33 protein-coding genes and 1 pseudogene are annotated in these 23,559 nt (G+C 39.8%); 10 read left to right on the top strand and 24 right to left on the bottom strand.

From position 1 onward, the window contains the following. Nucleotides 1-82: pseudogene (locus tag C7H19_RS27260) on the top strand (hypothetical protein); the annotation flags it as partial. Between the two features lie 131 nt (nucleotides 83-213). On the opposite strand, the gene C7H19_RS25880 reads toward C7H19_RS27260, so the two are convergent. From C7H19_RS25880 to C7H19_RS19600, 3 genes are read right to left on the bottom strand one after another with little or no spacing between them, the layout of a single operon-like run. Continuing rightward, entirely contained in the window at nucleotides 214-372 is a 159-nt protein-coding gene (locus C7H19_RS25880) for a hypothetical protein (RefSeq protein WP_181280679.1), read from the bottom strand. Between the two features lie 34 nt (nucleotides 373-406). After that, on the bottom strand, nucleotides 407-574 hold the full coding sequence (locus tag C7H19_RS25875; protein WP_181280678.1) for a hypothetical protein: 168 nt from the start codon (nucleotides 572-574) through the stop codon (nucleotides 407-409). Between the two features lie 25 nt (nucleotides 575-599). Further along, the gene (locus C7H19_RS19600) at nucleotides 600-1,196 is read right to left on the bottom strand and encodes a CAP domain-containing protein (protein ID WP_106458615.1); all 597 of its coding nucleotides are present in this window, start codon (nucleotides 1,194-1,196) and stop codon (nucleotides 600-602) included. Between the two features lie 200 nt (nucleotides 1,197-1,396). Here C7H19_RS19600 and C7H19_RS19595 point away from each other — a divergent pair, with 200 nt between their 5' ends. Together C7H19_RS19595 and C7H19_RS19590 are read left to right on the top strand one after the other, a co-directional pair. Then, entirely contained in the window at nucleotides 1,397-1,576 is a 180-nt protein-coding gene (locus tag C7H19_RS19595; protein ID WP_106458614.1) for a hypothetical protein, read from the top strand. After that, the gene (locus C7H19_RS19590) at nucleotides 1,530-1,967 is read left to right on the top strand and encodes a DUF6036 family nucleotidyltransferase (protein ID WP_106458613.1); all 438 of its coding nucleotides are present in this window, start codon (nucleotides 1,530-1,532) and stop codon (nucleotides 1,965-1,967) included. The genes C7H19_RS19595 and C7H19_RS19590 overlap by 47 nt, the downstream gene beginning before the upstream one ends. Here the strand turns inward: C7H19_RS19590 and C7H19_RS19585 are convergent. The 3 genes from C7H19_RS19585 to C7H19_RS25380 are packed head-to-tail and all read right to left on the bottom strand — an operon-like array spanning nucleotide 1,961 to nucleotide 3,723. After that, the gene (locus C7H19_RS19585; protein ID WP_106458612.1) at nucleotides 1,961-2,188 is read right to left on the bottom strand and encodes a hypothetical protein; all 228 of its coding nucleotides are present in this window, start codon (nucleotides 2,186-2,188) and stop codon (nucleotides 1,961-1,963) included. The genes C7H19_RS19590 and C7H19_RS19585 overlap by 7 nt on opposite strands. Nucleotides 2,189-2,191: 3 nt before the next feature. Next, nucleotides 2,192-3,205, bottom strand: coding sequence for a hypothetical protein (locus C7H19_RS19580; RefSeq protein ID WP_106458611.1), 1,014 nt, complete (start codon nucleotides 3,203-3,205; stop codon nucleotides 2,192-2,194). A gap of 38 nt (nucleotides 3,206-3,243) precedes the next feature. Then, a complete protein-coding gene (locus C7H19_RS25380; protein WP_146136554.1) occupies nucleotides 3,244-3,723 on the bottom strand; it encodes a thermonuclease family protein in 480 nt (159 codons plus the stop codon). Here C7H19_RS25380 and C7H19_RS19570 point away from each other — a divergent pair. Next, a complete protein-coding gene (locus C7H19_RS19570) occupies nucleotides 3,702-4,268 on the top strand; it encodes a class I SAM-dependent methyltransferase (RefSeq protein ID WP_245927650.1) in 567 nt (188 codons plus the stop codon). The two genes, C7H19_RS25380 and C7H19_RS19570, sit on opposite strands and share 22 nt — an antisense overlap. Nucleotides 4,269-4,299: 31 nt before the next feature. Here C7H19_RS19570 and C7H19_RS19565 read toward each other — a convergent pair whose 3' ends face one another. Beyond that, nucleotides 4,300-4,767, bottom strand: a complete 468-nt coding sequence (locus C7H19_RS19565; protein WP_106458609.1) for a hypothetical protein — start codon at nucleotides 4,765-4,767, stop codon at nucleotides 4,300-4,302. A 246-nt stretch (nucleotides 4,768-5,013) separates the two neighbouring features. Between C7H19_RS19565 and C7H19_RS19560 the strand changes: the two genes are divergently transcribed. After that, the gene (locus C7H19_RS19560; RefSeq protein ID WP_219907691.1) at nucleotides 5,014-7,269 is read left to right on the top strand and encodes an ATP-binding domain-containing protein; all 2,256 of its coding nucleotides are present in this window, start codon (nucleotides 5,014-5,016) and stop codon (nucleotides 7,267-7,269) included. A 556-nt stretch (nucleotides 7,270-7,825) separates the two neighbouring features. Here the strand turns inward: C7H19_RS19560 and C7H19_RS19555 are convergent. From C7H19_RS19555 to C7H19_RS19540, 4 genes are all read right to left on the bottom strand, one after another. Next, nucleotides 7,826-8,899: a ParA family protein gene (locus C7H19_RS19555; protein WP_106458607.1), complete on the bottom strand. Its 1,074-nt coding sequence runs from the start codon at nucleotides 8,897-8,899 to the stop codon at nucleotides 7,826-7,828. A 514-nt stretch (nucleotides 8,900-9,413) separates the two neighbouring features. Continuing rightward, a complete protein-coding gene (locus tag C7H19_RS19550; protein WP_181280677.1) occupies nucleotides 9,414-9,734 on the bottom strand; it encodes an SH3 domain-containing protein in 321 nt (106 codons plus the stop codon). A gap of 73 nt (nucleotides 9,735-9,807) precedes the next feature. Next, nucleotides 9,808-10,011, bottom strand: coding sequence for a hypothetical protein (locus tag C7H19_RS19545; protein ID WP_106458605.1), 204 nt, complete (start codon nucleotides 10,009-10,011; stop codon nucleotides 9,808-9,810). A gap of 195 nt (nucleotides 10,012-10,206) precedes the next feature. After that, a complete protein-coding gene (locus C7H19_RS19540; protein WP_106458604.1) occupies nucleotides 10,207-10,824 on the bottom strand; it encodes a hypothetical protein in 618 nt (205 codons plus the stop codon). Nucleotides 10,825-11,010: 186 nt separating this feature from the next. On the opposite strand from C7H19_RS19540, the gene C7H19_RS19535 reads away from it, so the two are divergent. After that, a complete protein-coding gene (locus tag C7H19_RS19535) occupies nucleotides 11,011-11,307 on the top strand; it encodes an HNH endonuclease (RefSeq protein WP_106458603.1) in 297 nt (98 codons plus the stop codon). Between the two features lie 41 nt (nucleotides 11,308-11,348). Here the strand turns inward: C7H19_RS19535 and C7H19_RS19530 are convergent, their stop codons facing one another. The 10 genes from C7H19_RS19530 to C7H19_RS19490 all read right to left on the bottom strand — a co-directional run bounded on the left by C7H19_RS19530 (nucleotide 11,349) and on the right by C7H19_RS19490 (nucleotide 18,370). Continuing rightward, the gene (locus tag C7H19_RS19530; RefSeq protein ID WP_106458602.1) at nucleotides 11,349-11,783 is read right to left on the bottom strand and encodes a putative toxin-antitoxin system toxin component, PIN family; all 435 of its coding nucleotides are present in this window, start codon (nucleotides 11,781-11,783) and stop codon (nucleotides 11,349-11,351) included. Beyond that, the gene (locus tag C7H19_RS19525) at nucleotides 11,780-12,145 is read right to left on the bottom strand and encodes a ribbon-helix-helix domain-containing protein (protein ID WP_146136553.1); all 366 of its coding nucleotides are present in this window, start codon (nucleotides 12,143-12,145) and stop codon (nucleotides 11,780-11,782) included. The genes C7H19_RS19530 and C7H19_RS19525 overlap by 4 nt, the downstream gene beginning before the upstream one ends. Before the next feature lie 184 nt (nucleotides 12,146-12,329). Next, the gene (locus tag C7H19_RS19520; protein ID WP_106458600.1) at nucleotides 12,330-12,584 is read right to left on the bottom strand and encodes a toxin-antitoxin system HicB family antitoxin; all 255 of its coding nucleotides are present in this window, start codon (nucleotides 12,582-12,584) and stop codon (nucleotides 12,330-12,332) included. 5 nt (nucleotides 12,585-12,589) lie between these two features. Next, nucleotides 12,590-13,012 carry a putative toxin-antitoxin system toxin component, PIN family gene (locus tag C7H19_RS19515; protein ID WP_106458599.1) on the bottom strand — a complete coding sequence of 141 codons (423 nt, stop codon included), beginning with the start codon at nucleotides 13,010-13,012 and terminating at the stop codon, nucleotides 12,590-12,592. Between the two features lie 32 nt (nucleotides 13,013-13,044). Next, a complete protein-coding gene (locus tag C7H19_RS19510; protein WP_106458598.1) occupies nucleotides 13,045-13,701 on the bottom strand; it encodes a hypothetical protein in 657 nt (218 codons plus the stop codon). Beyond that, a complete protein-coding gene (locus C7H19_RS25870; protein ID WP_181280676.1) occupies nucleotides 13,661-15,088 on the bottom strand; it encodes an HlyD family secretion protein in 1,428 nt (475 codons plus the stop codon). The genes C7H19_RS19510 and C7H19_RS25870 overlap by 41 nt, the downstream gene beginning before the upstream one ends. Next, nucleotides 15,081-16,184: an ATP-binding protein gene (locus C7H19_RS19500; RefSeq protein WP_106458597.1), complete on the bottom strand. Its 1,104-nt coding sequence runs from the start codon at nucleotides 16,182-16,184 to the stop codon at nucleotides 15,081-15,083. The genes C7H19_RS25870 and C7H19_RS19500 overlap by 8 nt, the downstream gene beginning before the upstream one ends. Next, on the bottom strand, nucleotides 16,165-17,211 hold the full coding sequence (locus C7H19_RS19495) for a metal-dependent hydrolase (protein WP_106458596.1): 1,047 nt from the start codon (nucleotides 17,209-17,211) through the stop codon (nucleotides 16,165-16,167). The genes C7H19_RS19500 and C7H19_RS19495 overlap by 20 nt, the downstream gene beginning before the upstream one ends. Continuing rightward, the gene (locus C7H19_RS25865; protein WP_181280675.1) at nucleotides 17,183-17,359 is read right to left on the bottom strand and encodes a hypothetical protein; all 177 of its coding nucleotides are present in this window, start codon (nucleotides 17,357-17,359) and stop codon (nucleotides 17,183-17,185) included. Before C7H19_RS25865 ends, C7H19_RS19495 begins: the two co-directional genes overlap by 29 nt. Before the next feature lie 72 nt (nucleotides 17,360-17,431). After that, complete coding sequence (locus C7H19_RS19490) at nucleotides 17,432-18,370, bottom strand: ATP-binding protein (RefSeq protein ID WP_106458595.1); 939 nt, start codon at nucleotides 18,368-18,370, stop codon at nucleotides 17,432-17,434. Between the two features lie 224 nt (nucleotides 18,371-18,594). On the opposite strand from C7H19_RS19490, the gene C7H19_RS19485 reads away from it, so the two are divergent. Next, the gene (locus C7H19_RS19485) at nucleotides 18,595-19,302 is read left to right on the top strand and encodes a thermonuclease family protein (RefSeq protein WP_106458594.1); all 708 of its coding nucleotides are present in this window, start codon (nucleotides 18,595-18,597) and stop codon (nucleotides 19,300-19,302) included. A 33-nt stretch (nucleotides 19,303-19,335) separates the two neighbouring features. Here C7H19_RS19485 and C7H19_RS19480 read toward each other — a convergent pair whose 3' ends face one another. Continuing rightward, entirely contained in the window at nucleotides 19,336-20,013 is a 678-nt protein-coding gene (locus tag C7H19_RS19480) for an SOS response-associated peptidase (RefSeq protein WP_106458593.1), read from the bottom strand. 261 nt (nucleotides 20,014-20,274) lie between these two features. Here C7H19_RS19480 and C7H19_RS19475 point away from each other — a divergent pair, with 261 nt between their 5' ends. From C7H19_RS19475 to C7H19_RS19465, 3 genes are all read left to right on the top strand, one after another. Then, on the top strand, nucleotides 20,275-20,631 hold the full coding sequence (locus C7H19_RS19475) for a hypothetical protein (RefSeq protein WP_181280674.1): 357 nt from the start codon (nucleotides 20,275-20,277) through the stop codon (nucleotides 20,629-20,631). 195 nt (nucleotides 20,632-20,826) lie between these two features. After that, the gene (locus C7H19_RS19470) at nucleotides 20,827-21,747 is read left to right on the top strand and encodes a S1/P1 nuclease (protein WP_106458591.1); all 921 of its coding nucleotides are present in this window, start codon (nucleotides 20,827-20,829) and stop codon (nucleotides 21,745-21,747) included. A 48-nt stretch (nucleotides 21,748-21,795) separates the two neighbouring features. Continuing rightward, nucleotides 21,796-22,530: a Crp/Fnr family transcriptional regulator gene (locus C7H19_RS19465; protein ID WP_219907690.1), complete on the top strand. Its 735-nt coding sequence runs from the start codon at nucleotides 21,796-21,798 to the stop codon at nucleotides 22,528-22,530. Between the two features lie 37 nt (nucleotides 22,531-22,567). On the opposite strand, the gene C7H19_RS19460 is transcribed toward C7H19_RS19465, so the two are convergent. Both C7H19_RS19460 and C7H19_RS19455 read right to left on the bottom strand, forming a co-directional pair. Next, nucleotides 22,568-22,993, bottom strand: coding sequence for a globin family protein (locus C7H19_RS19460; protein ID WP_106458590.1), 426 nt, complete (start codon nucleotides 22,991-22,993; stop codon nucleotides 22,568-22,570). A gap of 126 nt (nucleotides 22,994-23,119) precedes the next feature. Further along, the gene (locus C7H19_RS19455; protein WP_106458589.1) at nucleotides 23,120-23,557 is read right to left on the bottom strand and encodes a carboxysome distribution maintenance protein McdB; all 438 of its coding nucleotides are present in this window, start codon (nucleotides 23,555-23,557) and stop codon (nucleotides 23,120-23,122) included. Nucleotides 23,558-23,559 lie beyond the last annotated feature (2 nt).

Genomic DNA, 23,559 nt, shown 5'->3' with positions numbered 1-23,559 from the left:
GTTTAAAGAACGCCTCGTCGAAGAAGGATATAACCCCGCTTACGGTGCGCGTCCTTTACGTCGTGCCATTATGCGCCGTTTGTTTCTCTTACCAATTAGCTAGTCTGTCGTCAGACGGACGGCAAGCGTGGTATCGACTATGGTTCATACAGATATCACCAAGGGTAAGATAGACGGGCGTAGCCTGTCGGTGGTTCACACCGAAAGATCGATTTATTGTTTTGGGCAAGGCGAATTACTCATAATCACGGTTCCATCTGGTCGTTGCTCCACATAATCAATACGGAAGAATAATTCATAAATTGTGACACAAGCGATCGCACATAAAACCTGAGTAATGACGATTTTCCAAATTTGGCCCCATCTAATCATTAATTGCCTCGTCTCCCTTGTTAAGCTATTGCGCTTATCTGTATTGTTCCCACATTTGCAATAACAGAACACAATGTTTAATTATGCCCACGTACTTAATAAGATAATATCTGCTTCCTTGAGCAGTAAAGTAGGCGTAAGTTTCCTCAGTCGATAAAGCAGCGATCGCTCTCATAACTTGTTCATTTGGTGATCGCGGCATTAACACCACTTTTAAGATCGCCCGTCTATTGGAAATTTTGAACCGCGTAAGCTTCTCCCGTTATCGGATTGGCGACGATTCCGAAACCAAATTTAGTATAGTTTGGATTCAATAGATTCTGTCGGTGTCCAGAGGAGTACATCCAACTGCGTTGAAATTTTTCCACCAATCCGTAGCTTGGACTAATCCCCGGTGAGTTTTGCAAGATGTTAATATTTTCCCCAACTCCACCTATACCGCCATTGGCTCGATAGCGATCACTTGGATTCTGACCTTGAGGGTTAACGTGACCGTAAAAGTTTTGCCGTGCCATGTCGAGGGCGTGTTTTTGAGCAGTCAGAGCAATCAAAGGATCTTCAACTAGCGGTGATAAGCCATTAAGTTGACGATCCCGATTAACCAACATCAAAGCTTGTTTCTGTAATTCCAGAAGTGAGCGGGTAGGGATAGCGGAAATGGGATTAACTTGTGGATTGCCAATCTTCCAACCATTTCCCCCTGCACCGTTAGCGAGATACAGGTTATCTTTGCCGTAGTAACACAAAAGTATGATAGTAAGAAGAATATAGAGATAGTCGGAGTAAAGTTTAAACTTGTTGGTTCGCTTTCGTACAAATCGCATAATATTAAAAACCGCTACTTGCTTAATATTCCCAAAGAAAACAAGAAAGTGATCGCTTACTTGTTAAAACTAGAAATAAGATTGACATCCTCTTTTCCGTAAACAGAATTAACGCTTGTTAATCAATAAGCTTAAAGTTTTTTCAAAGAAAGTGCTAAAATTAATTAAATAATATTTTATCTTAAAACTCTATTATAATTATGCAAATTCGAGTTAAAAAAGTTCACTTAAAAGACCCAAAAGAAGACTTTCAATATTGGCAATCTCAACCTTATGAAGAGAGGTTAGAAGCTTTAGAAACTATTCGCAAAGAATATCATCAATGGAAATATAATGCTCAACCAAGACTTCAAAGAGTTTATACAATTATTAAACAGTAATCAGGTTCGCTATTTAGTGATTGGAGGCTATGCCGTCTCTCTACATGGCTATCCCCGCTACACTAAAGATATTGATATCTGGATTGAAATGAGTTTAGAAAATGCGACCAATCTATTAGAAGCCCTACGGCAATTTGGCTTCGGTTCTCTAGACTTACAGGTACAGGATTTTTTAACGCCCGATACCGTTATTCAGTTAGGGTATCCTCCCAGTCGAATTGATTTAATCACAACGCCTGATGGAGTTAATTTTGCAGTTTGTTATCAATCCAAAATAGAGGTTATGATCGATGATATTGTGATTAACTTTATCGATTTAGAAAATCTCAGGAAAAATAAAAAAGCATCAGGTAGGTTACAGGATTTAGCAGATCTGGAGAATCTTCAATAGCGACTGTGCCGTTCATCTTTCTTTAATGATGTATTTTTCTCCACTTTCCCAGTCTCTCGGTTATAACGATGAGTTGGGTTGTCTGGCTTAAGCTGTTGATCAACGTAAATGTAAGCAGTGACGGCAAAAGCGATCAACAGTAATAACATTCCCCAAGTCTCCCAATCTTGCCATGAGAGGGAAGAGTCGAACAGAATTAGCGGGTCATATTCGTCAATCATTATCTATAAATACCTTGATCGATAATCTTGCGCTGCCATCTGTGCTGCTTCCTCATACGTCCAGCGTGGACAAGGTTGTAGAGAACTGACCATTGCTAACTCTGCGGGAAGTTCACCACCCATCACATCGGCAATCACTTGGGCTATCGCTTTACAGCAACTTTTGGGGGATCTAATTACTTGTTCCTCACTAAAACGAATGACAATCCACAAGCGGTCAAGAAAAAACTCATTTCGCTCATCATCTTTTTCCAGTCCTACATAATGAATGGGTTGCCCCGTTTTGTAGCCATAAGGTTCATCAATTTCTATATCGATATGTAAATTAGACTGTTTATCGATGTAGACAAAATCAGGCGTATAAGGATACTCCTTCTTATATCTATGTATAGTTAAACCAGTGTAAATTCTGCCTGGAAAATAACTTTTCAGATAAGACTCAAAACGTTTCTCAGATTGTCCCCGCCAAGCCTCACTATCTTTACCTTCATAGGTTTCAGTCCCTTCAAGCATTCTCAATAAAGCAATTCTACTTTGTTGTACTAAGCTTTGCCAATCTATAATCGCTTGATTATAAACCGATAGATCACCTTCATACTGCTGATGTTGTTGATTGAAAACTATCATCTGCTGCTGATACTCAGCCATTTTTAGTAGATGAGTTCGTTGTAACTGTTCGTGGCGTTGTTTGCGTCTTCCAAAATCACGACGATCGCTCAGAGTCCAAAGGGTAATGATGATTAGGAATATAACCCCTAGTGAACCTCCTACAATTAATCCCCAGTTTGGATTCAACAACACATAAAATAGATAGCCAAACAGTGAACTAACACCAAGAGCGATCGCTAATCTAAGGAATAAAGCAACAGGTCTTACTGGTTGAGGTTCAGGGGTTAAAGGATCAGGGCGTGAGGGTTTAATAGGTGGTTGTGGTCTAACCAGTGACGGAGAAGCGGGGATTTGGGGTTTAACTCGCTCAATAGCATCAGGAATGAAAATCAGAGGGTAATGTTCCATAAATTACCTAGTTTTCTATCATTAATACCTCAGTTTCATCACTTCCGTTTCCTCCATTCCCAGGGCGGTATAGCATTTCCCCTAAGAAAAATTCCCTTTTTCTGCGATCGCGCTTGCGTAAAAGCCTTCTCCACTCCTCCCCAATGAGGACAATTATACTTATATTTAGAGTTTGCCCATACCATAACGTCTCGAATCTGTTGAAGCTGCACTAATTGATTGTTGCTGTAAACTTCAGCAACAGTACACCAGTATTTATCTATATCTACAGGTTTGATTGATGCTTGATTGTTAGATTTATTGAAGAGCGATCGCTTTCTACAGCGAGAACCACTGTACTTGCAATGCGCGAGATCTAAAGAGCAGAAATCAAGGTCAATTTCACCCTTCGGGAGTGGAAAAAGTTTAATCTGGTAATTGTATAGGTGAGGAAAGATTGATGGACAGACAATTCCCCAACTGGGAACAACTCTACCAAGAACAAGCTGTTGAGTCGATGCCTTGGTTTCATGAAGCACTTGATCCTGATTTAGAGAAAGCTTTGCATCAGTTGAGCCTTACTCAAGGAAAGGCTTTAGACATTGGCACTGGCCCTGGAACTCAAGCGATTGCACTGGCGACATTAGGTTTTCGAGTGACAGCTACCGATTTATCAACAACGGCTATTGAAAAGGCAAAGAAAAAAACTCAAGATGCGAGGTTAGACATCCTCTGGATGCAAGATGATATCTTGAATAGCCAACTTAACGGACAGTTTAGCGTGATTGTTGATCGAGGGTGCTTTCACGTTCTGCCCCCGCAACGGCGACAGGATTATGTAAGCGTTGTAGCCAGTTTACTCGAACCGTCGGGCTATCTATTTCTCAAATGCTTCAGCACTTTAGAAACTAGAGAATCTGGCCCCTATCGGTTTACGGCCAATGAAATCGAAGCGATTTTTCAAAGTCATTTCCATCTCATCTCTACTGAGGAGACACAATACTATGGCACTCTCGACCCTATGCCTAAAGCTTTATTCTGCATTTTGAGAAAAGAAGAATTGGCAATTGGAGCAGCAGTCTGACTAGCCATTTGGAAAATTGTGAAGGATACTATTAAAGGTGATAGTAAGCTCTGACTTGTTCAATTGGTAAGTGCCACATTATTTCAGGTTGCCAAGTATCGGGATTGAGTGTAGAGTTTTTTCCTCGTTCATAAGCTTGTTGCAAGGCTTTGAAAATAGTTTGATGAGATTGAGGAGTATTCACCTGAGCTTTCTTTAACTGTTTTAGGACTTTCAAAACCAATGCACCGAGCAGGATAGCATTGATGGGTTTGGTACGATTTTCCGTTCCTAATAAGAACGCCTGTACCCTGGCTTCATCAATCAGATCTACACCGTATCCTAGTAGCGCATGAAGGCCATCATGAAGTTGAACACGTCGTGAGCCAACGGTAAACGGTTGAAGTGAATGACTAGAGAGTGTCTCTGCCCATACCCGACCGAAACTAAAGGGCGGATAACAACGAAGGCGATCAATGTCAGCTATCGGTTCTGTAGATCTTGGGAAATGAGTTTTCATTGATGAATGATTGGCTAGTTTTTAGAGTTTTGACTTTAAACTTCAACTGCGAGTTCAACGATCTAACTTCTTGCATAACGATCACTTTTTAATTTTTGAATAAAGAGACATAGAATCAGTACGGTCAGCCGTGTGGGAAGTTATGAGAGTGTAAGCATTAGTCATTCTCTTCATTTTTAGATTTCGTCACTGCTTTAGATAAAATCATCACAATTTTGGGAATTCTTTAAATATAAATCTTTAAAATTGCCTAATACAAGTGCTATGCCAATAGGAATCGATCACCCAGGAAGAAAATTTGTAGAAACTGAACCAATTGGTAGAGATGGTGAAAATGGTGAGCAAACAGTTTGGAGTGCCTGTAAAAAAACTTTTGCTGACCGTGAATGTATTGGCTACTGGGGATACCCAATTTTTTCAAGAACTGGAGAGACTCGTAAAGAGCCTGACATCTTAATTGCAGACAAGGTATTGGGTTTAATTATTATTGAAGTTAAATGTTTTACAATTGACCAAATCGTTCGAGTTGATGGACATCAATGGCAATTTCAGAATTTCTATCAAGCACAAGGGAGTCCTTATAAGCAGGCAGAAAACCAGTTTTATGCGCTACTTGGTTACTGTAATCGAGAAGAAGCGATCCGTCATCAGGTTAGAGGCCGTGCAATTGTCGCTTTACCTTTAATTACAGAACAGCAATGGCAGCAACGAGGTTTTGACCAACTGCCTAGCTGTCCTTCGATTATTTTTGGTGATCAGCTAGGAGAAAGAACATTAATTAGTCGAATCGAAAATACATCGCCTCTTGAATCTGGTAAAAACTTAAATAATGAACAATGGGAGCTTTTATTAGCTGTTATTGGAGGAACACCTGTTTTACAAAAACCGCTTAGTGAATCGATAGCGATCGCTCAAAATGGGCTGACTCGATCTAGCGTAATTAATCAATTACGAGAGCAACTCTACGAATTAGATTTGCAGCAAGTTCATATTGGTTTAGAAATTCCTCCTGGAGCGCAGCGAATTCGCGGAATAGCTGGCTCTGGTAAAACAGTATTACTTTGTCAGAAAGCAGCAAATATGTACTTGAAACACCCTGATTGGGATATCGCTTTAATATTTTTCACTCGTTCTCTTTATGCCCAAATAGAAGAATTGATTGATAAGTGGTTACGGCATTTCAGTTGTGGAGATGTTCAATATAAAAGAAATCCTCATGCACAATCCAAGTTAAAGATTTTACACGCTTGGGGAGCTAAAAATAGACAAGGATTTTATCGTATAGCTTGTCAAAAGCATAATCAATTTGCCCTAGCCGTTAAAGATACAGGTTATAAACAGCCTAATGAAGGATTAGCAGATCTGTGTGGGCGACTGATTAAATCCACAACTATTCAGCCAATGTTTGATGCTATTTTAATTGATGAAGGACAGGATTTAGTGGTGGATTGTGAAGAACTCATATCCGAAAATAAGCAAGTTATTTATTGGATGGCTTATCAATCTTTGCGACCTTGTGATCCTGAGCAGCCAGAACAACGAAGGCTAATCTGGGCTTATGATGAAGCTCAAAGTCTAAATGCTTTAAAAATCCCAACTGCACAAAAGCTATTTGGCGATGAACTAAGTCAACTTATTAGTAAAGGGAGACAATATCGGGGGGGCATTAATAAATCTGAAATTATGAAGCGATGTTATCGAACTCCTGGCCCAATTCTAACGGCTGCTCACGCTATTGGAATGGGATTGCTACGACCAGAAGGAATGCTTTCAGGTTTCACGAGAAAAGACCAATGGGAAGCGATCGGATATGAAGTTTTAAATGGAACCTTTAGAGAAGGGCAAGAAATTACTTTGCATCGTCCGCCAGCCAACTCCCCAAATCCGATACCTGCTCTTTGGCCAGAGTCAGTTATTCAATTTAATACTTACAGTTCTAGACAAGAGGAACTGAGTGTTTTAGCTAATAACATTCGACATAATCTAAGCAATGATGAACTTCAGTCAAGTCAACAAATTTTAGTTTTGGTTTTCGGTAATATTTATGATTCTATGAGGCTAGAAACTGACGTAGCACAGTTTTTAATGCAACAAGGTATTGATATTTTTATTCCTAGTGGTACAAGGCTAAATCAAGTAAATCCTAAATTTCCTGATCACGATCAAGATACTTTTTGGTATGAGGGAGGAGTAACAGTATCTCGTATTGATCGAGCTAAAGGAAATGAGGCTGATATGGTTTATGTTGTTGGTTGTGACAATATTGCCAGAGATGAATCTAATATAAGTTTACGAAATCAATTATTTGTTGGATTAAGTAGAGCGCGTGGTTGGGTGCATTTAAGTGGAATAAGTTATTACCCAATGTACGACGAAATTAAGCGGGTAATCGACGGTGGTGATACTTTTACCTTCACATATCGAAGACCTAGAATTGATCGGGATGACGATGAGGGAGGGGCAGCGTCAGAGGAAAACGAAGATGAAAATCAAGTAGCCTGATTTTCCAATTTTCCTTATATTCATCAATCGGCTGAAATATAGTAAGTATTTTCTTACGGGCGATTTGGTTGTGATACGAATAACAGAGTACAGTTGTTTCTTCATAATGGCGTAAATATAGGGTTCGTGCAACCAGGGGTAATCAATTCATCTGTACTATTAGATAACCTTTTTTAAGCCTTGATTGATCAGAAATTTTAATTAAAACTTTGCCTAGTTTGTCTCCTTTTAGGCAATGTTTTGGGAATCAAAGACGTGGCTACGGTACTTTTATAGCCTACTTTTTAGGATCTCAACTTCTGTTTTAGGCAAAGATTTTCCAGAACGAACCCGATAATCAAACGATAAAGGTTACTTATTTATTTTAACGATTTTGCCTAATCTGCTTAAAACTCAATCAAATCGCTGTATCCCTTGCTGGGTAATAATTTCAAATGTAGATTGCCCCTAGTTGCACGAACCCTATATTTACGCCATAATGCTAGTGTTTCCATGTATGGAAGAAAAACGAGTAATTGCTAAAAATTAGTCAAATATCTGACAGCCTCTTTTACACTCAAGCATTTTTAATTATGTACTGCGCCAAACAATCATATTCTTTATCCATATCAGACATCAATTCTTTTTGATTTGACGACCAAGCTCCTCTTACTAAACTATCTCTAGTTGGTTTCTCTTTAGAAAGATATTTAATTGGAACGTTTTGTACAAGGCTATCAGGAGCCATAACATTTAAGTCTTCTATTTTAGCTATTGGTTGCTCCGTAACAAATTGAGGAACGCAATTATATTCTCTAATATTCTCTTTAAGACGAGGAATCAGTTGATTTTTAACAATTTCCAAAATCCTGTCTAACTGCGCTTTATCAGCACCCGTTTCTTGTGATATATTGCTACCTGATGGTTTTCTTGTATCAAATCCATTAAAAATCCATCCTCCAAATTTAGGTTGTCCTTTAGATGGAATTAATGGATCGTAAGGATTTGACTTATTAAAGCGATTTCGTCCCTGATTCCAATCATCAATAAATGATGGTAAAACCTCCCCAATGAGACCAATACAGTAAGCCGAAAATAAATCAGGCGTACAAGGAACTAAGAAATAATCTGAGCAATAAAGAGCAGAACGAACAAGAGTATTAAATGAAGGTGGTAAATCAATTAGTACATAATCATATTGCTTTTGATATTTTTTTTCTGTTTCATCAACTAAAGTTTGAGGAACAAGAAATCTATACAATCCTGAACCACTAATGACATCATTACCAACATTAAGATAGTCGGCAAAATTGTTAAGCCAAAAATCACCAGGAATAATATCTAAATTTAGATGAGTGCCTTGGTATTTTGGTTGAGCTAAATAAATCTGAACACTTGTAGGCATTTGTTGACTATAAGGCTGTGCATAAGCTCTAATTGTTTTGCCAAAAGGATGTGTTTTAGAAGCTTCAAGATATCCAGCAAACTCATCATACCCAATAATAGCAACAGAGAGATTGCATTGAGGATCGAAATCAACTAAAAGAACTTTTTTACCTGCGGCTGCAAGCGATACTCCCAAATACCAAATTGTCGTTGTTTTTCCCACACCACCTTTATTGTTAAACAATGAAATAATTTTTCTAACCATATAAAATCCTAATTCTGTTTTTAGTTCATTAAACCTAAACTAAGACAAATTCTTAAAAACCTTTTTTCAACTCTTTTGAGTTAATAGTGTTTGGTTATATAGTTCCCAAAAATTTTCTCTAAGAATAAATCTTACAAATTAAGATTTGTTACAAATTTTGAAAAAATTAATATTTTATAGAGCTTATCTCTAAAGTTATCTCAACTGCGATCACTCTCTCATTCTGCCCTAACACTTTCACCCGTCTCACCATACCAGCATAGGGCGGTCTGCTTCGCAGTGCCAAAGGCAACGCACCTCCACCATTTCCCCTAATAATTTCTCTGTATCCTGCAACTGGCTAACCAGTGAGGTCAACTCATACCGTTGTTTTTGTAAGTTGACTTCCTGGGCTGCCAATTGGATCGAGTGCTGGTATTGCTGCTGTTAATATCGGGTTTTCTCCTCTGAAAGACAAGCGATCGCCATCCTTTAACTCTCATAATATAAATCATCAAAATAATTAGTTTTTCAACTAGCATTCATCATGAGTAATTAAATCACTCCGAACCCAGCCAACAGTATAGTCAAAACGAATTTTGTACCAAGCATATCCATCTTTACCTGTAACTACATCTATAACTTGAACAATTTTAAGAGATTTAACTATCGAAATAATTGGATCGCTTGTAGATGCACCTGAGCGTACATTAGCTGTTCCATTTTCTGAACCTGTCCAAATCAAATAGCCATCACAAACATAGTTGTCAAAGTAATTATCAGCTTTAACCTGTTTTGTCAGAGGAAAAAAGCTAATTACTCCAGTCAATAGTCCAGTAAGAAAACAGATAGCCATTGATGATTTTCTCCTGTTTGCTATCCAATGTAATCCTCCTTTTACTTTAACTTTTAAAAAAACTTTATTATTCCTATTCATCTTCCTCTATCTCAACTGAAACAGGATTCAAATAGAACTTAACTTGTAAAGCTAATAACAACAAAATAATTAGGCTACCAATGCCTATAACCCAATAAAAATGAAATAATATCCAAAGTTTTATGGTAAGCCATCCGACTATGATGTTAATAGCTGTTGGCCAAATGATAATTCCATTTTCTGATTGATTGTTCATAATGTTGTTACTGTTTCGACGATAAACACAACGACACCCCAAAATTCACACTCCCTAAACTCAAGCCCCAACTCATCCCCAGAAGCGGATCAAGTCTGGTAAAAGATGCGATCGCCATTCCACTCACCACTCCTGTCGCTTGGAAAGCAAGAAACAGTTTAAGAATCTGCTGTCGTTCTCGTTGTAAAAACGCGCTTAGGTTGGTGATAGGTTGCGTCTGGTTTTGATTTTGTCCATCAGCTTTTTTGTAGCTACATTGGGAGTTTCCATCATCGACGCAAAACTTTCTCTGACTGCTTGTTCAGATTGATGAACTTCTTCTGCTAATCCTGCGACGGTAAAATCACGATGTTTCATGTAGTCCAACTGAAGGTAGTTGAAAGCAACGAGGTTTTGAGCAGCCCCATATTGAGCCGCCACATTAATAGAGTGTAAATTCTGTTCTTGAATATCCTCTAAAGGACTGGTATCAACGACAATTTCTTCGGTGATAGTGGACTCAATCTGAACAGGTTCGCTCTGGGCATGAATTAATTCACCGTTACTCTTGTTATCTACTACTTTTTCATCAGCTTTAATACAAAAATTATTCACCTCAATAACCACAGCAGGAAAACCCTCTAAAGTGCTGTGCTTCTTAATGTAGGTATTCAATTCATCAAGTAACTGGACTTGTTCATCGCTGTAGAAACAATTTCGACCTTGCTTGATTGGCTCCATGTCGTAACCGAGTTTAATCAGATAGTCCCGTCGCTGATAAAACTGGGTTCTACCGATGCGGTATCTGTCTGGTAATGCTGATGCTTGTTTCATGTTCTTTGTCACTCCACGAACAAGTTGAGTATTTTAGAAAACATAGCTTAAAACTAAGTAGCTTGACCTCCGTAAATTTGCTGATTCTGTCAGTTTTTACGCCAATAAATGCCTTTAGTTTTCTTAATACAGAGCGAAATACGCTTTTATCTCTTATATGCTAGATAAGAATACTCAACATAATTTATGTCCCGTTACCCGAAAAACTGGAAAGCGATCGCTCATCAAATTAAAGAACAAGCTGACTGGAAATGTTTCAAGTGTGGAATGCAGTGTTTAAAGCCCGAAGATGACCTTTCTCAATGGAGCAAATTAGAACGAAGACGGAAAACGCTACAAGTTCATCACTGGAATTATGACCCATCTGATAATCATCCTCAAAACTTAGTGGCGTTGTGTACTTCGTGTCATTTGATGTTTCATTGTCGAGGTCAGTCCAGTATTAGTCCAGGTCAGTTAAAATTAGAGTTGACGAGCGACTGAAACTATACTGTTTTTACAACATAAGCTCCTTTAAAGAAAGCTTACGATGCCCCTTCATTTTTCTCTTCATCTGTATCGATCAATAATTTCTTAAACAGAGAAACAGAGATAATTGTCGCTTTGCCAATTTTTTGAACTTCATCAAAATCTTTGTCCCCTGTAATCAGGAAATCAGCTTCAGCCGCTATCACACAAGCCAAAAATTTAGCATCTTTGACATCTCTAGGAAAATCGATTTCTAAAGCAACATCAATTATAAAAGGTATAGTATCTATCTTGTTTAACCATTCTTGTTTTACTTCATCAGTTAACTTGAATTTACGACGATTCAACACTTCTTTGTATTCAGCCACAATTTCTTGAGAAACGACCCACTGTATATTAGCTGAATCACTAATAAACTGAATGACCTCTCTAGGTTTTCTTCCTTTTAAAACAGCAGAAATTAAAACGTTAGTATCGACGACAACCCTCATTCGCCTCTCCGATACGCTTCTATCTCTGCCGCTATCTCCTCTTCTGTAATATCTTGAATTTCTGATATAGACTGAGTTTTATCAAATAACTCATTTAATTCTTGACTGAGTTTTAGTTGCTCAGAAGCGAGAGGTTTCTGACGACTTTCCTTTAGTTCTTGACGGAACTTCTTAACTTGTTCTTTCAGGTTTTTTTCCGCCTCTTTCCCTTTAATAATATCGATTTTCTGTTTAGGTTTATCTCGTTGGGAGAGAAGTTTAAAAGCTTCCGTTATCACTTCTTGAGGAGTCGAATAACGACCACTGATTAATTGCTCTTGCAGAAATTGTTCTTGTTCAAAAGTTAAAATAATCTGCATCATAAGTCATATCTCTACAAGATTTTTTAGTTCATTTTCTGTATTTTTAAAAATTGAAATAACGATTTTTTCTACAATTAATTATCATGTTATTGTCACTCAATTATAACTTAAATATCAGGATAAATCATCCATTTTCAACGTCACTCTTGGTCAGTTATCTTTGGGATTATGGTAATTTCTACTTCTAGCGGTCAAAGTCGCTCGAAGTTCCGTCCTTTTGAGTAGCCATCAGAGAATCAAGTTTAGCTAGTAATCGCAAACCTTCTTCGGGATTGCCACTAGCTGCGATCGCCTTAAAGCGAGTCATCGCATCAAATTCAGTTAATGCAATAGTAGAAAGTTCTTCGATCAGTTTGTTAACACTGATCCCTCTAGTTTGTGCCAGTTCTTTCAATCGAATATGTTTATCATCGCTTATACGAATTGTCAAAGTTGCCATTTGTCTCAACTCCTGATTATTGCTTCTGGTTTTAAAAATAATAGATTAGGAAACAGTAATTCGCTTGAGTGAAAATCTCTGATATTATGAGTAGCAATCATCTGAGCATTACCAGCTACAGCTAATTCGATAAGGTGATTGTCTGCTTCATCTTTCAAGTTCGGTCGCCATAAGTAGTAGATGGAAATCCATTGGCTGACACTCATCAAAGAAGCCAGCAAAGCTAGAATTTCTACTTCCGTTAGAGGACATTTAGCCTTAATCTCCTCTCGTTTAATGACCGATTCATACTCACAGAATAAGGCATTTCCCATCAAAGGCTGATACTTACCTTTTAGGGCTAGTCGGAGCAGTTCTCGACTCGCTCCAATCGGGCTAATTAAGGCACTAACAATCACGCTAGTATCAATAACAATTTTGATGGACATCAAATTATGATAGCATATGTGCTTTCAGAAAACTAATTTCTCATAGAACTTGTTCTACCTGTTAAAGCTGACAATTTCCTTAATAACTCCTGCTGCTCCATCTGAGCCTGAGTCAATCGTTCTTTCAAATGTTCTTGTTTTGCGATCGCTCCTAAATAAGCATCCGTAGATGAACCACCAAAGCGATAATCAATTTCAACAACCTTCATCAAAACAGTTTGACTGTTCAATGATGAGCGAATCAATTTTTCCTGTCTAGCGGCTGACTCATAACTTAAAAGCAAGGTTAAAATTTGCTCAGATAGCTGAGATTTCTTAACTTCCCGTTGCCGTTCTAGTTCGGCTCGTGAGGCTTCAAGGTCGGCTTTTCGGATTTCTAAATCAGTAATCAGAAGGCGATCGCGTTGAAGTTGGCCACCACCTAATAAGTTTTTAATCCAAGAGAAAGGATTGATTATAGTAACAGGATTAAATGAGTTACCTGAGTCTGGAAGGTAATTCGTCCACAGTTTCGACTCCCCGTAATTAATTCCTTCTTCAGCTAATCCGAGTCGTCTATTAAGCAGTCCAATCCGCTCATCAATCGTTTTCAGTTCATTGGAATAAGAGATCGCAGCATTTGTCAACTGTTCTACACACTCAGAGTTACTATCGAGACACAGTAGCGGTTCGGCTTTCGCTGCCGTCATCGACATCAAAGGTAAGTTCAACGAGAAGAGTATGATCAGACTGACCTTTCCACTTAACCTTTTTAACCGTTCCAGAATAGGGAGCTTTGACTGTGCTGAGTTGGGTGAGCGCATTATCTACCTCCTGAAGCTTGGCTTGTATCTGTGCTTTACTGTATTCCTGTTCTTGTAACTGTCCCGCCCGAATTGTCCTCTGTCGCTCTATTTCAATCTGTTGATTCTGAAGTGCGATCGCTCGTCGGTTTTCTTCTAGGTGCAGTTGATATTCTTCTTGAGTTCGACGTTCTTTGGCTGCTGTCAATTGACTCTGAGTAATTTGAAGCTGTAGTTTGGCTTTTTCTTGTTGATCTTGTAACTGTTTGAGGATTGCTTGTTCATGTTCAATAATGACAGTGACAGAATGTTGTGGCTGTGTCGATGAAGATGGCGGTTGAAGGTTAGTTTGTTCGTCAAAAGTGACAGGTTTTGATTGGCGATTAACAAATAGATTTGATACCGAAAGCGGTGTAGAAGAAAACGGTCTTTTTTCAGAGTTAAAACTGTTCACTAAGTTTGATGAACTGACAACAAATGACAATTGCTGTGTTTTCTCCTGATTTGGTGATAAGAGTTCTTGAAGCTGCTTGATTTTTTCCTGTTGTTGAGCGATCGCAGTCTGTGATTCTCTGAGTTCTTGCTGTTTCAGGTTAATATTCGCTTGTTCTTGTAGATAGGAAACTTTTGGTAATTGACGTAATGGAGAAATAGAAGGTAGTGAATTAATCACAGGAATCGGTAGATTTAGCCTTTTAAGAGATAATTCAAGCTGTTTTTTCTGATTGAGCAATCGTTGGCGTTCAATAGTGCGATCGCTTAATACTTGTCCTGGTGTTAATTGTTCCCCTGGTTTAACCTTAAGTTCTTGAGGACTCGACAAAGTAAGCTCAATCTTAATTTCACGGGGTTCGAGTTGTTGAGGCTTTTTCGGTGTTATTTGAGGAATAGTTTGAGTGTTTTGGGTGTCTGACGGTTCAGTGGTTGGTTGGTTTTTAGTGACAAATGGCAGATAACTACATCCCGCTAAACTCATGATGATGGCTGCTGTACTGATAACATAACGGAAAATAAATGTTTTTTGAGAGGGGATCACCAAAGGAATTACTTCTGCTGGTTCCTCTAACAGAACGACTGTTTCACGATGATTAGCTCGTTCTTTCTTCCATTTGCTAATTAACTTACGAGAGCAGCCTTTACTCGTTTTCTCTTTTACTAACTGGATTAATTGATCATAAGTCGCATCTGATGGTGCGGTTGCTAAAACTGTATAAACTTGCTGCGTTCGTCGCCAGTGAGGTTTACCTTTTGATGACGTATCAGTTAAAGTCGTTAAAGAAACTGCATTAACCATGTTGCTCAATCCTTTGATAGTAAGGCAAAATATTAACTTGTTCCGCATCTTTACCAAAGCGACACAATGCAGATAACTCCTTCAACTGAGCCAGTTTGTTTTCAGCCAATCTAAATTTAGCCGCGACTTTTTTGACCTCGGAAGAATCGACAGGTAAGACAATCTTTGTACTAGAATTACCAATCACATCTGCACTCAAATGTCGTTCAGACTGAGATGCTAAAATCAGCCCTAGTCCGTATTTTCTCCCGTCCGCGATAATGCGATCGCAGGCTCGACTTTTCTTAAGTTCTTTTGCTTCATCAATGACCAAATAAGTGCAAGGAAGTTTTTCCGACCTTTCACCCCCTAGACGATGCTGGTTCATCAATTGCCACGCTAAAGACTCTGCTGCGATCGCTCCAATTTCTGGCGGTAATTTAGAAAGATCTATACGAATATGTTTTTCTTTAAACTCTGGCTGTGGACGGCTAAAAACACCATATTGAAAACTCGCAGCCATTTTTAGCTTTAACTTAACTGACTCTTTACAGCCATTTTCGATGCGACCTTCAATGACTTTTTGGATATCACTAAAGTTAGGTGTTTTTTTTGTCCAGCTTGTCGGCTGTTCTTGGGTGATGCCCCTCAAGTTATAGCAGGTTTCGAGGATTTCTAACATTAGTCCTTCCTGATTTGGCCCCAATTGAAGAGAACGCTTGAGAGTTTGAGTAACAGCGATCGCTTGTAAATTCGGGCCACCTCCTTCAGGATCAAGATTAATAACAAGGGGATTAATCCCGTGAGGACTCGCCATATGTAGGGGATAACAAGTTTCTCCGATAATTTCCTGATCGCCGTGAAAATCAACACAAAATACCTGAATATCGGGATAAGTCTGACGCATTGAGTAAGCGATCGCCTTCAAAGTCTGTGTTTTGCCTGAACCGCTTGCACCGATAACGACGATGTGACCATTGGGTAATGCTACTGGATTCCAGTAACAGTTATCCCCTAGTAAAATTCCAGTCTGTTCCAACAAAGCTTCAGTTGTCGAAGACGATTCAGCCACTTGAAACACAGGGTTAGGTAAGGGTTTATGTTTTTTGCTGAACATAAACTGTCCTCACAATTAAATTTCCTGATACAGAATAATCACCTAAAGTAGCGATCGCACTACTCGGACTAGCAGCCACCAGACGAGCATAGGCCAGTTCCCCAGGCTGTAGCGTAATTGTGTCAAAACGATCAATATGACTGGGTAACATTAAATCTTCAGCATCATGAACGGTCAACGTACCACTCAGATAAGTTCGTTCTTGGGGCAGTTGAGTAAGGAATGAATAAAGATCATCTTCTTCCAAAATCAAATCCTTAACTTCGACGGTAATCGGTGATAATCGCTCAATTCTGATTTGTGTCGCAATAATTTGACATTCTTGACTTGACCCCACTCGATAAACGATTCCTTGCTTGTTCTTCACCAGCAGATCGTTAGCCGTCAACGGTTCGACAACTTCATAACTTTCATCGACGGGTAATTCTGTTAAAGCATTTCTCCCCTTAATTTGGGCGATCAACAAATAACGTGAGGCATCTTCTTGAGTCGTAAAAATTGCCCCTGATGGTAAACCAATCGCTTGATTAAAGCCTCGAATTATTCCACCATTACTGTTGATGTTAATGCTTAAGGTGGCGATCGCTACCAGTACCATCAACAAAAACCATTCAGCATTGCTGCGCGTTCCTAGTCTTAATCGAGGGTTTCTTGGAATAATCATTCTACCCCGACTCGGATAGAACGCCTGTACTCCAGATTTAGTAAAAACATCGCCGAACCAGCCGAAGAAGTAACCCAAGATTAAACCTTGCCAGATATGGCTATAACCGTTGAGGGCTAAAGGGTAACTCACTAGAATAACTACACCACTGGCAAAGAAACTGTGGGTAATGCCTCGATGGATGGTATGGGATTCTAACCATCTGCTAATTGGGAAAAATAGACGACCAATTAAGGATTTACTCGTATCGATATCGGGACACAGTGAAGCGAGCGCCGCCACACCCAAAATTTCAGGGTTGGCAGTTCCTAACGTGATGCTGGTAAGTGCCACGCTAAATGCTATATGAGTCGGAGTCATCATCAGTCTCACCCATATCCTCTAATTGCCACTCCCAGACAATTGCCTGAGAATCTTCAATCCATTGTTCGATTAAAGCATCGTCTACCTTATACCCCATTGCTTTGATTGTTTGTTCGATGGTTAGTCGGGCGAGTTCTGTTTGATTCATTGGCTAGAAGTGATTGAAGAAGGTCATAAAGCCATCATTAGCATTCTTAAGTTTGGTTGTCAGTGATTTGCGTCACCGCCCCAGTCTGTTAGATTGCCTCGGTAAGCTGTAAATCATCAGTCGGACAATGCCGATCGCTACAGTTAGAATTCCTCCTAGTAAATAAAGACTTGTGTTGTTAAAGCCCAGACCCAAGAAGCGGAGGATCATAAAGCACATTAGCACAGCGATTAAAAGTGGTGTACCGTCAATCCATTGAGTGTGATCGTAATTATTTCCTTCTAAACCTAAATACTCTTCACGAACTACACGTCGTGCCAGCATTGGATTTCCGACAGCCCTCTGCTGCATATCTGCACTCTGCCCTGTTGATAACTCTAGTCCTAATGCTGCTGCTTCATCTTGCATAATCTCTCGAATAGAGCGATCGCTTAATGGCTCCAATTCAATTCGTGGCAGTTTGAGAAAAATATCTCTAGCAGGAGGAAAGGTCGCCAGTAACAACATCGGCTGTCCTTGTAAATGTAGTTTCTCCAACCAACAACGGAGAGACACTGGAAATCGATGAGCATTATCTAAAACCAAAAAAGCTAGATTGTCCAATAACCAATCAGCGATCGCATCCTGTAATTGCTGACTGGTCATCGTCTTACCTTCAATGGTTTCTGTATCGATACTCAAATCTCCAGCAATTTCCAACAACATCTGTTTAACTGTACCAATCGCGGGGGCGGCAACCGCAAAACCTTGAGACAGTAAATCATCAATAACGACTTCAGCGAGAAAGGTTTTTCCTCCTCCAGGTTCACTAACTACGAGTAGACTTGAATTCGCTAAGAGTGCTGCTACAATGCGACGTTTTTCTGTGTTTCTATAGCAGTGATCTGAAACGGAACTATCATCAGAGCGAATAGACAAAGCCCTTCGATCAGCCCCATCATTTGAGACTGCATATGTGTAGACTCTTTCCTCGCCATTCGCTAATCGCCTGCGGTGTCGCTCTATCGGCATAGTTCCGATTTATCAATTAAAACTATTTTCACTATGTTCTAATCTTTTTTTCTACCGTGATTCTACGGAATTATTTAAGATGTTCTTAAATTTTTATTAATAATGAGATTACAGCGAGCTTTTCTAACTCGCACCGCTTCAGATTTAGTTTAGTTGGCTTTAGTGTTCCTTTATTGACGAAAATGGGAAAGCTGAAAAATAAGCATCAGTTGAAAAAAACCCAAATGAACCGCATCAACCTTATTGTCTCTTCGATTATCTCTGTAATCTTAATACTAGAAAATGTAGCTCAAGCTCAATCTTTAACAGGAAAAGTAGTATCAGTTGGAGATGGCGACACATTGCGAGTTAATACGAATCAAGCTACATTAACTGTCAGATTAGCCTGCATTGATGCACCTGAAATGAGTCAGAAACCTTACGGAGAAGCAGCAGCCAAACGACTCGGACAATTGTTACCCAGTGGTGCAACGGTTACATTAAATGTGGTTGACACAGACCGTTATGGTAGATCAGTCGCTAAAGTCTATCAAGGAGATCGCTCGATTAATCTAACAATGGTTCAAGAAGGACAGGCGGTTGTCTATCATCAGTATCTCAATAACTGCAAAGATTTAAAAGATAATTTGTTGGTTGCTGAAAATAGTGCCAGAGCAAGAAAACTGGCTTTTTGGAGTCAGAATAATCCCGTCATGCCTTGGGATTGGCGAAGAAGCAAAAGAGCGAGTCAGCCAACTCCTACCCGTCAATCAACTCAGCAGATTCCCAGAAAGCCCACTTCAAGTAATTTACCCGCTTGTGTCAATAGTGACTGTAACTGCTCAGATTTTCGGACTCAGGCAGAAGCACAACGGGTTTTAGAGGCTTTTCCCAATGACCGATTTCGTTTAGATGGTGACAAAGATGGGGTGGCGTGTGAAGCCTTACCATGACTCTTTTTTGGCGAGTCCCTAAAGTGGCAAAATTCAATTCAGTTCAATCGGTTCAACGCATTCTAGACGATCATTAGCGGGATTATTGACGATCTGACTAACGGGAGTTGCTATCATCGATTCACTGGTATAGGATTTGAGCATAGATAGAAGACTTTCAGACTGACTTAAAGTAGGGTCTAACCACTGCTCATAAGCATCAGAAGTTAGGATGACGGGCATTCGGTCGTGTATCGGTTGCATCAAAGCATTCGCTTCAGTGGTGATGATTGTACAGGAAGTAATTGTTTCTCCCTCTTTTGGCTGCCAAGTTTCCCACAGTCCCGCAAAAGCAAACGGCTGTCTATCTTCTAAATGGATGTAGTAAGGCTGTTTGTACTTCTCACGTTTCTGCCATTCGTAGAAACCATCAGCGACAATCAGACAGCGACGGTGCTTAAAAGCATTGCGGAAAGAAGGTTTTTCAGCCAGCGTTTGGGTTCTGGCGTTAATCAATTTGTAGCCGATCTTGGGGTCTTTTGCCCAACTCGGTATCAATCCCCAACGCATACACTTCAGTCGGTTCCCCTCACTTTCTCGCTCCCGTATGATGACCGCTATCGATTGACTGGGTGCAATATTATAGCGGGGAGTAAGTTCAGGCACTTCCGATAAGTCAAAGGATTTAACAATCGCCTCACTAGATTGAGTTAGGGTAAATCGTCCACACATTAGATTTTCTAGTATTCTTGCACTATTCTAGTGTAACTTATTGGAGCAAGCCAGTACCAGCTTTGATAAAAAGCAAGCTCATCCGACCGTGTGGTTGCTCGGAGCGCTCAAGGGAGACAGCAGCAAAGCGCTCGCCCCTCCCCTACCCAAAATTAAGCCCCAAGCTGGAGATCTCACAATTTAGTTAAGATTGCCTAGTTTTTTCAATTGAGTAATTCCATTGCAACTGAGGCACAATAAGGATAAAGCTTGATGATGATTATGAAAATACCTCAATGCGATCGCTGTTATTTCTTCTCTCATCAACTGTACTTTGTCTGTGTAGTACATCCTGAAGGAGTTAATACAGATCATTGCTTAGATTTCAGACCCGATCCTGAGACTGTAGAAGAAAGTAACGAACTTTGGGCCCCTGAAGGTTATTCTTGGTATGGTGATGATCTAATTGAGAATCGTTTATCTCGTCACACAACACAAGAACAGCTAGAAATTCTCGATACTCATCCTTTTTTCACTGGTACTTGTCCTAACTGTGGTCATCAATTTGAAACCAGCCCGCCACCTCATTCACCTTGGCATTGTTCGAGATGTGGCTTTCTAGATGAACCAATTCTTTAATTTAGTAAACTAAAGTTTACTACTATTTTTGTTGCTTAACTAAATCCAAGTAATTTATTAAACTATTCTTAATTTCTAAGAAGGAAAACAGCACAAAATATTAAGAAAACAAAATATTTTCGGGAAATTTAGTTAAAGTTATTGATTAGCTTAAAACAAGTAATTAAACATTAAATAGTAGTTTTTAAAAAATCAATGAAACGTTTAATCGCAGCATTTGCCTCATTATTTCTCTTAGTTTTCCCTCATCCTGTTCTCGCATGGAACAAAGCAGGTCACATGGTTACAGGAGCGATCGCTTATAATGACCTTCTTCAAAATGACCCGCAAGCTTTGCAAAAAGTCATCAGTATTTTCAAAGAACATCCTGAATTTAACAGCCGTTGGGCTTCTCAGTTAGCTCAAATTCCCGATGCCGATAAAGATCTGTATTTATTTATGTTAGCGGCGCGTTGGCCTGATGATGTTCGAGGTGATGATGACTATGATCATCCGACATGGCATTTTATCAATATTCCTTTCAAACCTAATGGACAACCTGATAGCGTCGTCACCAAAGAACCTGACCCTGAAAACATCCTTACCGCCATTCAAGAAAATCTTGATATTTTATCGAGTAATGCCAGCGATGAAGATAAAGCCGTTGCTCTGTGTTGGATCTTTCATCTTTACGGCGACATCCATCAACCGCTTCACACGACTACTTTATTCACCACTCAATTCCCCGAAGGCGACAGGGGTGGCACTCGTTTCTACATCAAAGTCAAACCGACGAACCGTTCCACCATCAGTCTACACAAGTTTTGGGACGATCTAGTTGGGCGATCGTCAAACTTACAAACCGTTCGTAACCGAGCCACTCAACTCCGACTTAATAATGATCGCTCTACCCTACCCGAACTAGCCAATACAGACTTTCAAGATTGGGCCAAACTAGAAAGCTATGAAATCTCCGTCAGGGATGCTTACAAAAACGGAACACTCAAAGGCAGTACCGACAAACAGAATGGAGAAGTTCTACCTGTTGATTATACCAGTACTGTACAACCGATCGCCGAGAAACGAGTCACCTTGTCTGGCTATCGCATCTCCGATGAACTTAAAAAGCTTTTTTAAGTGATGATTGCCACAATACCTTAATTTAATAGCAGGTATTTTCCTTTTATGGCGACTCAACCCTGTAACTCAATGAACATAAGCCAATCAGTTAGGATCGAGCATTTAGAAGAGATTCCAATTTTCACAGATGTGCCAACTCACGCTCTCATCCAGTTGCAATCTCAAACCCACCTTCATCTTTACAGCAAGGAAGAGACGATCGCTCTTGAGGGCGATCGCTTGTTGCCCAAACTCTACGTCCTGCTACAAGGCTCACTCCGACTAACCCGCATCGGTACGACAGGCAAAGAAACTTTACTAAGAACAATCAGCGCAGGGGAAATCTTTGCGGCCCCTGCACTGTTTGGAGATGCACTTGCTCCTGCGACCATCACAGCCATGCTAGATTCTCAAGTTCTGACCATCGAGCAAGAAGCCTTACTCGATTCAATTCGGCAGACTCCCGAAATAGCCATCCGAATTTTGGAAGTCTACAACCAGCGTTTGCAACAAATGCACTCCTCCATTCACAATCTGATTTCCGAACGTGCCATCGTGAGATTAGTCCGTTTCCTACAATACCAAGCCGCACAATCGGGAACAATTTCAGGTTCAAAAGGTGAACAGTTGAACCGAAAACTTTCCCATCATCAAATTGCTTGCAGCATCGGGATCACTTACGAAGAATGTGTTCGGCTGTTCGGTCAACTCAAAGATGTTATCTCGTATCATCGTGGCGGAATGATTACCGTATTAGATTGGGAAATGCTGATGGAAATAGCTAATGGCACGATTGATTGAAAACTCTCAATCCCTTGCGCTCTTATCGAACTGCTAGTTAAAGCACTCTTGCTTCGGCTTCTTTGGCACCTTCTAGCATCAGTTTCATGACGACTGAGTAAGCTTCAGACCAAGCTTGTTCAACCTCCAATGTCCAAGCATCCTCAAGACAGATAGCGAGTGCTTTTAAAATCGTATTTCCCACCACCAGATAATGTTCTGGCAAGACTCCGTAGTCGATATGACGAGATCCTAACCCTTTAAGGGCATTGGTCAATACATCAGGTTGGCGTAAACTCTCTACAATCAGAACCAGCGATTTAAACAGTTTCTTAGGCTGTTCTTCCATCTGAGTCTGGGCAAATAGAGGCTTAACTTCTGGATAGTCAACAAACAAATTGTTGTAGAAGCAGGTGGTGAAATCAGTTCTTTGTTCTTTAATCTGCGAGAAACTAGATTCTAATAATTCAACATTCAAAGACATACAGCAGTCCTCGTTTTTTATTTCCTATCTGTAGTCTGCCAAACCTACCAAAATCAATCTATGAGCTATCTCATAGTTCGGAAATTTTTTACTTCCCTATATTTCTGACATCATGACCTCCTGACATCATGACTCCAAAAACCGTTGCTGCATCGTCTTCGCTCGTTTGTAATCAGCGATCGCCTTACGATGCTGTAATCGTTCCTGGGCTGAGTAAATAACCTCAGCCAATCCATCAGGATTTTCTGTTAGATAGAGATAAGCCGCTTCTAAAAATGTCTCCTTTGTAATCCGTTCATCATGACATAGCTGCCGTAACTCCAAATCGACGGTAGACTCTATACGAATCGTATTCCTGACTGTCTCAAAAGCATCAGGATTTAATTGAGTCTGATAGTCTTGACTCAAAGTAGTCTTGCTGTCATGACTTATAGATGTCATGATATCTTGCTGTTGTGAAGTCTTGACATCATGACTCACTGACTCTTTAACGACATCGATTCTAGTTAGAACTGTAGGCTTTTGCTTTTTCATTAAGCGATCTAGTGCATTTTCCTGACTCATAA

This window comes from Aphanothece hegewaldii CCALA 016 (assembly GCF_003007785.1).
Classification (GTDB): Bacteria; Cyanobacteriota; Cyanobacteriia; order Cyanobacteriales; family Microcystaceae; genus Chroococcus; species Chroococcus hegewaldii.
The sequence above is the reverse complement of the archived record's forward strand: the minus strand, read 5'-3'. Positions and strand labels throughout refer to the sequence as shown.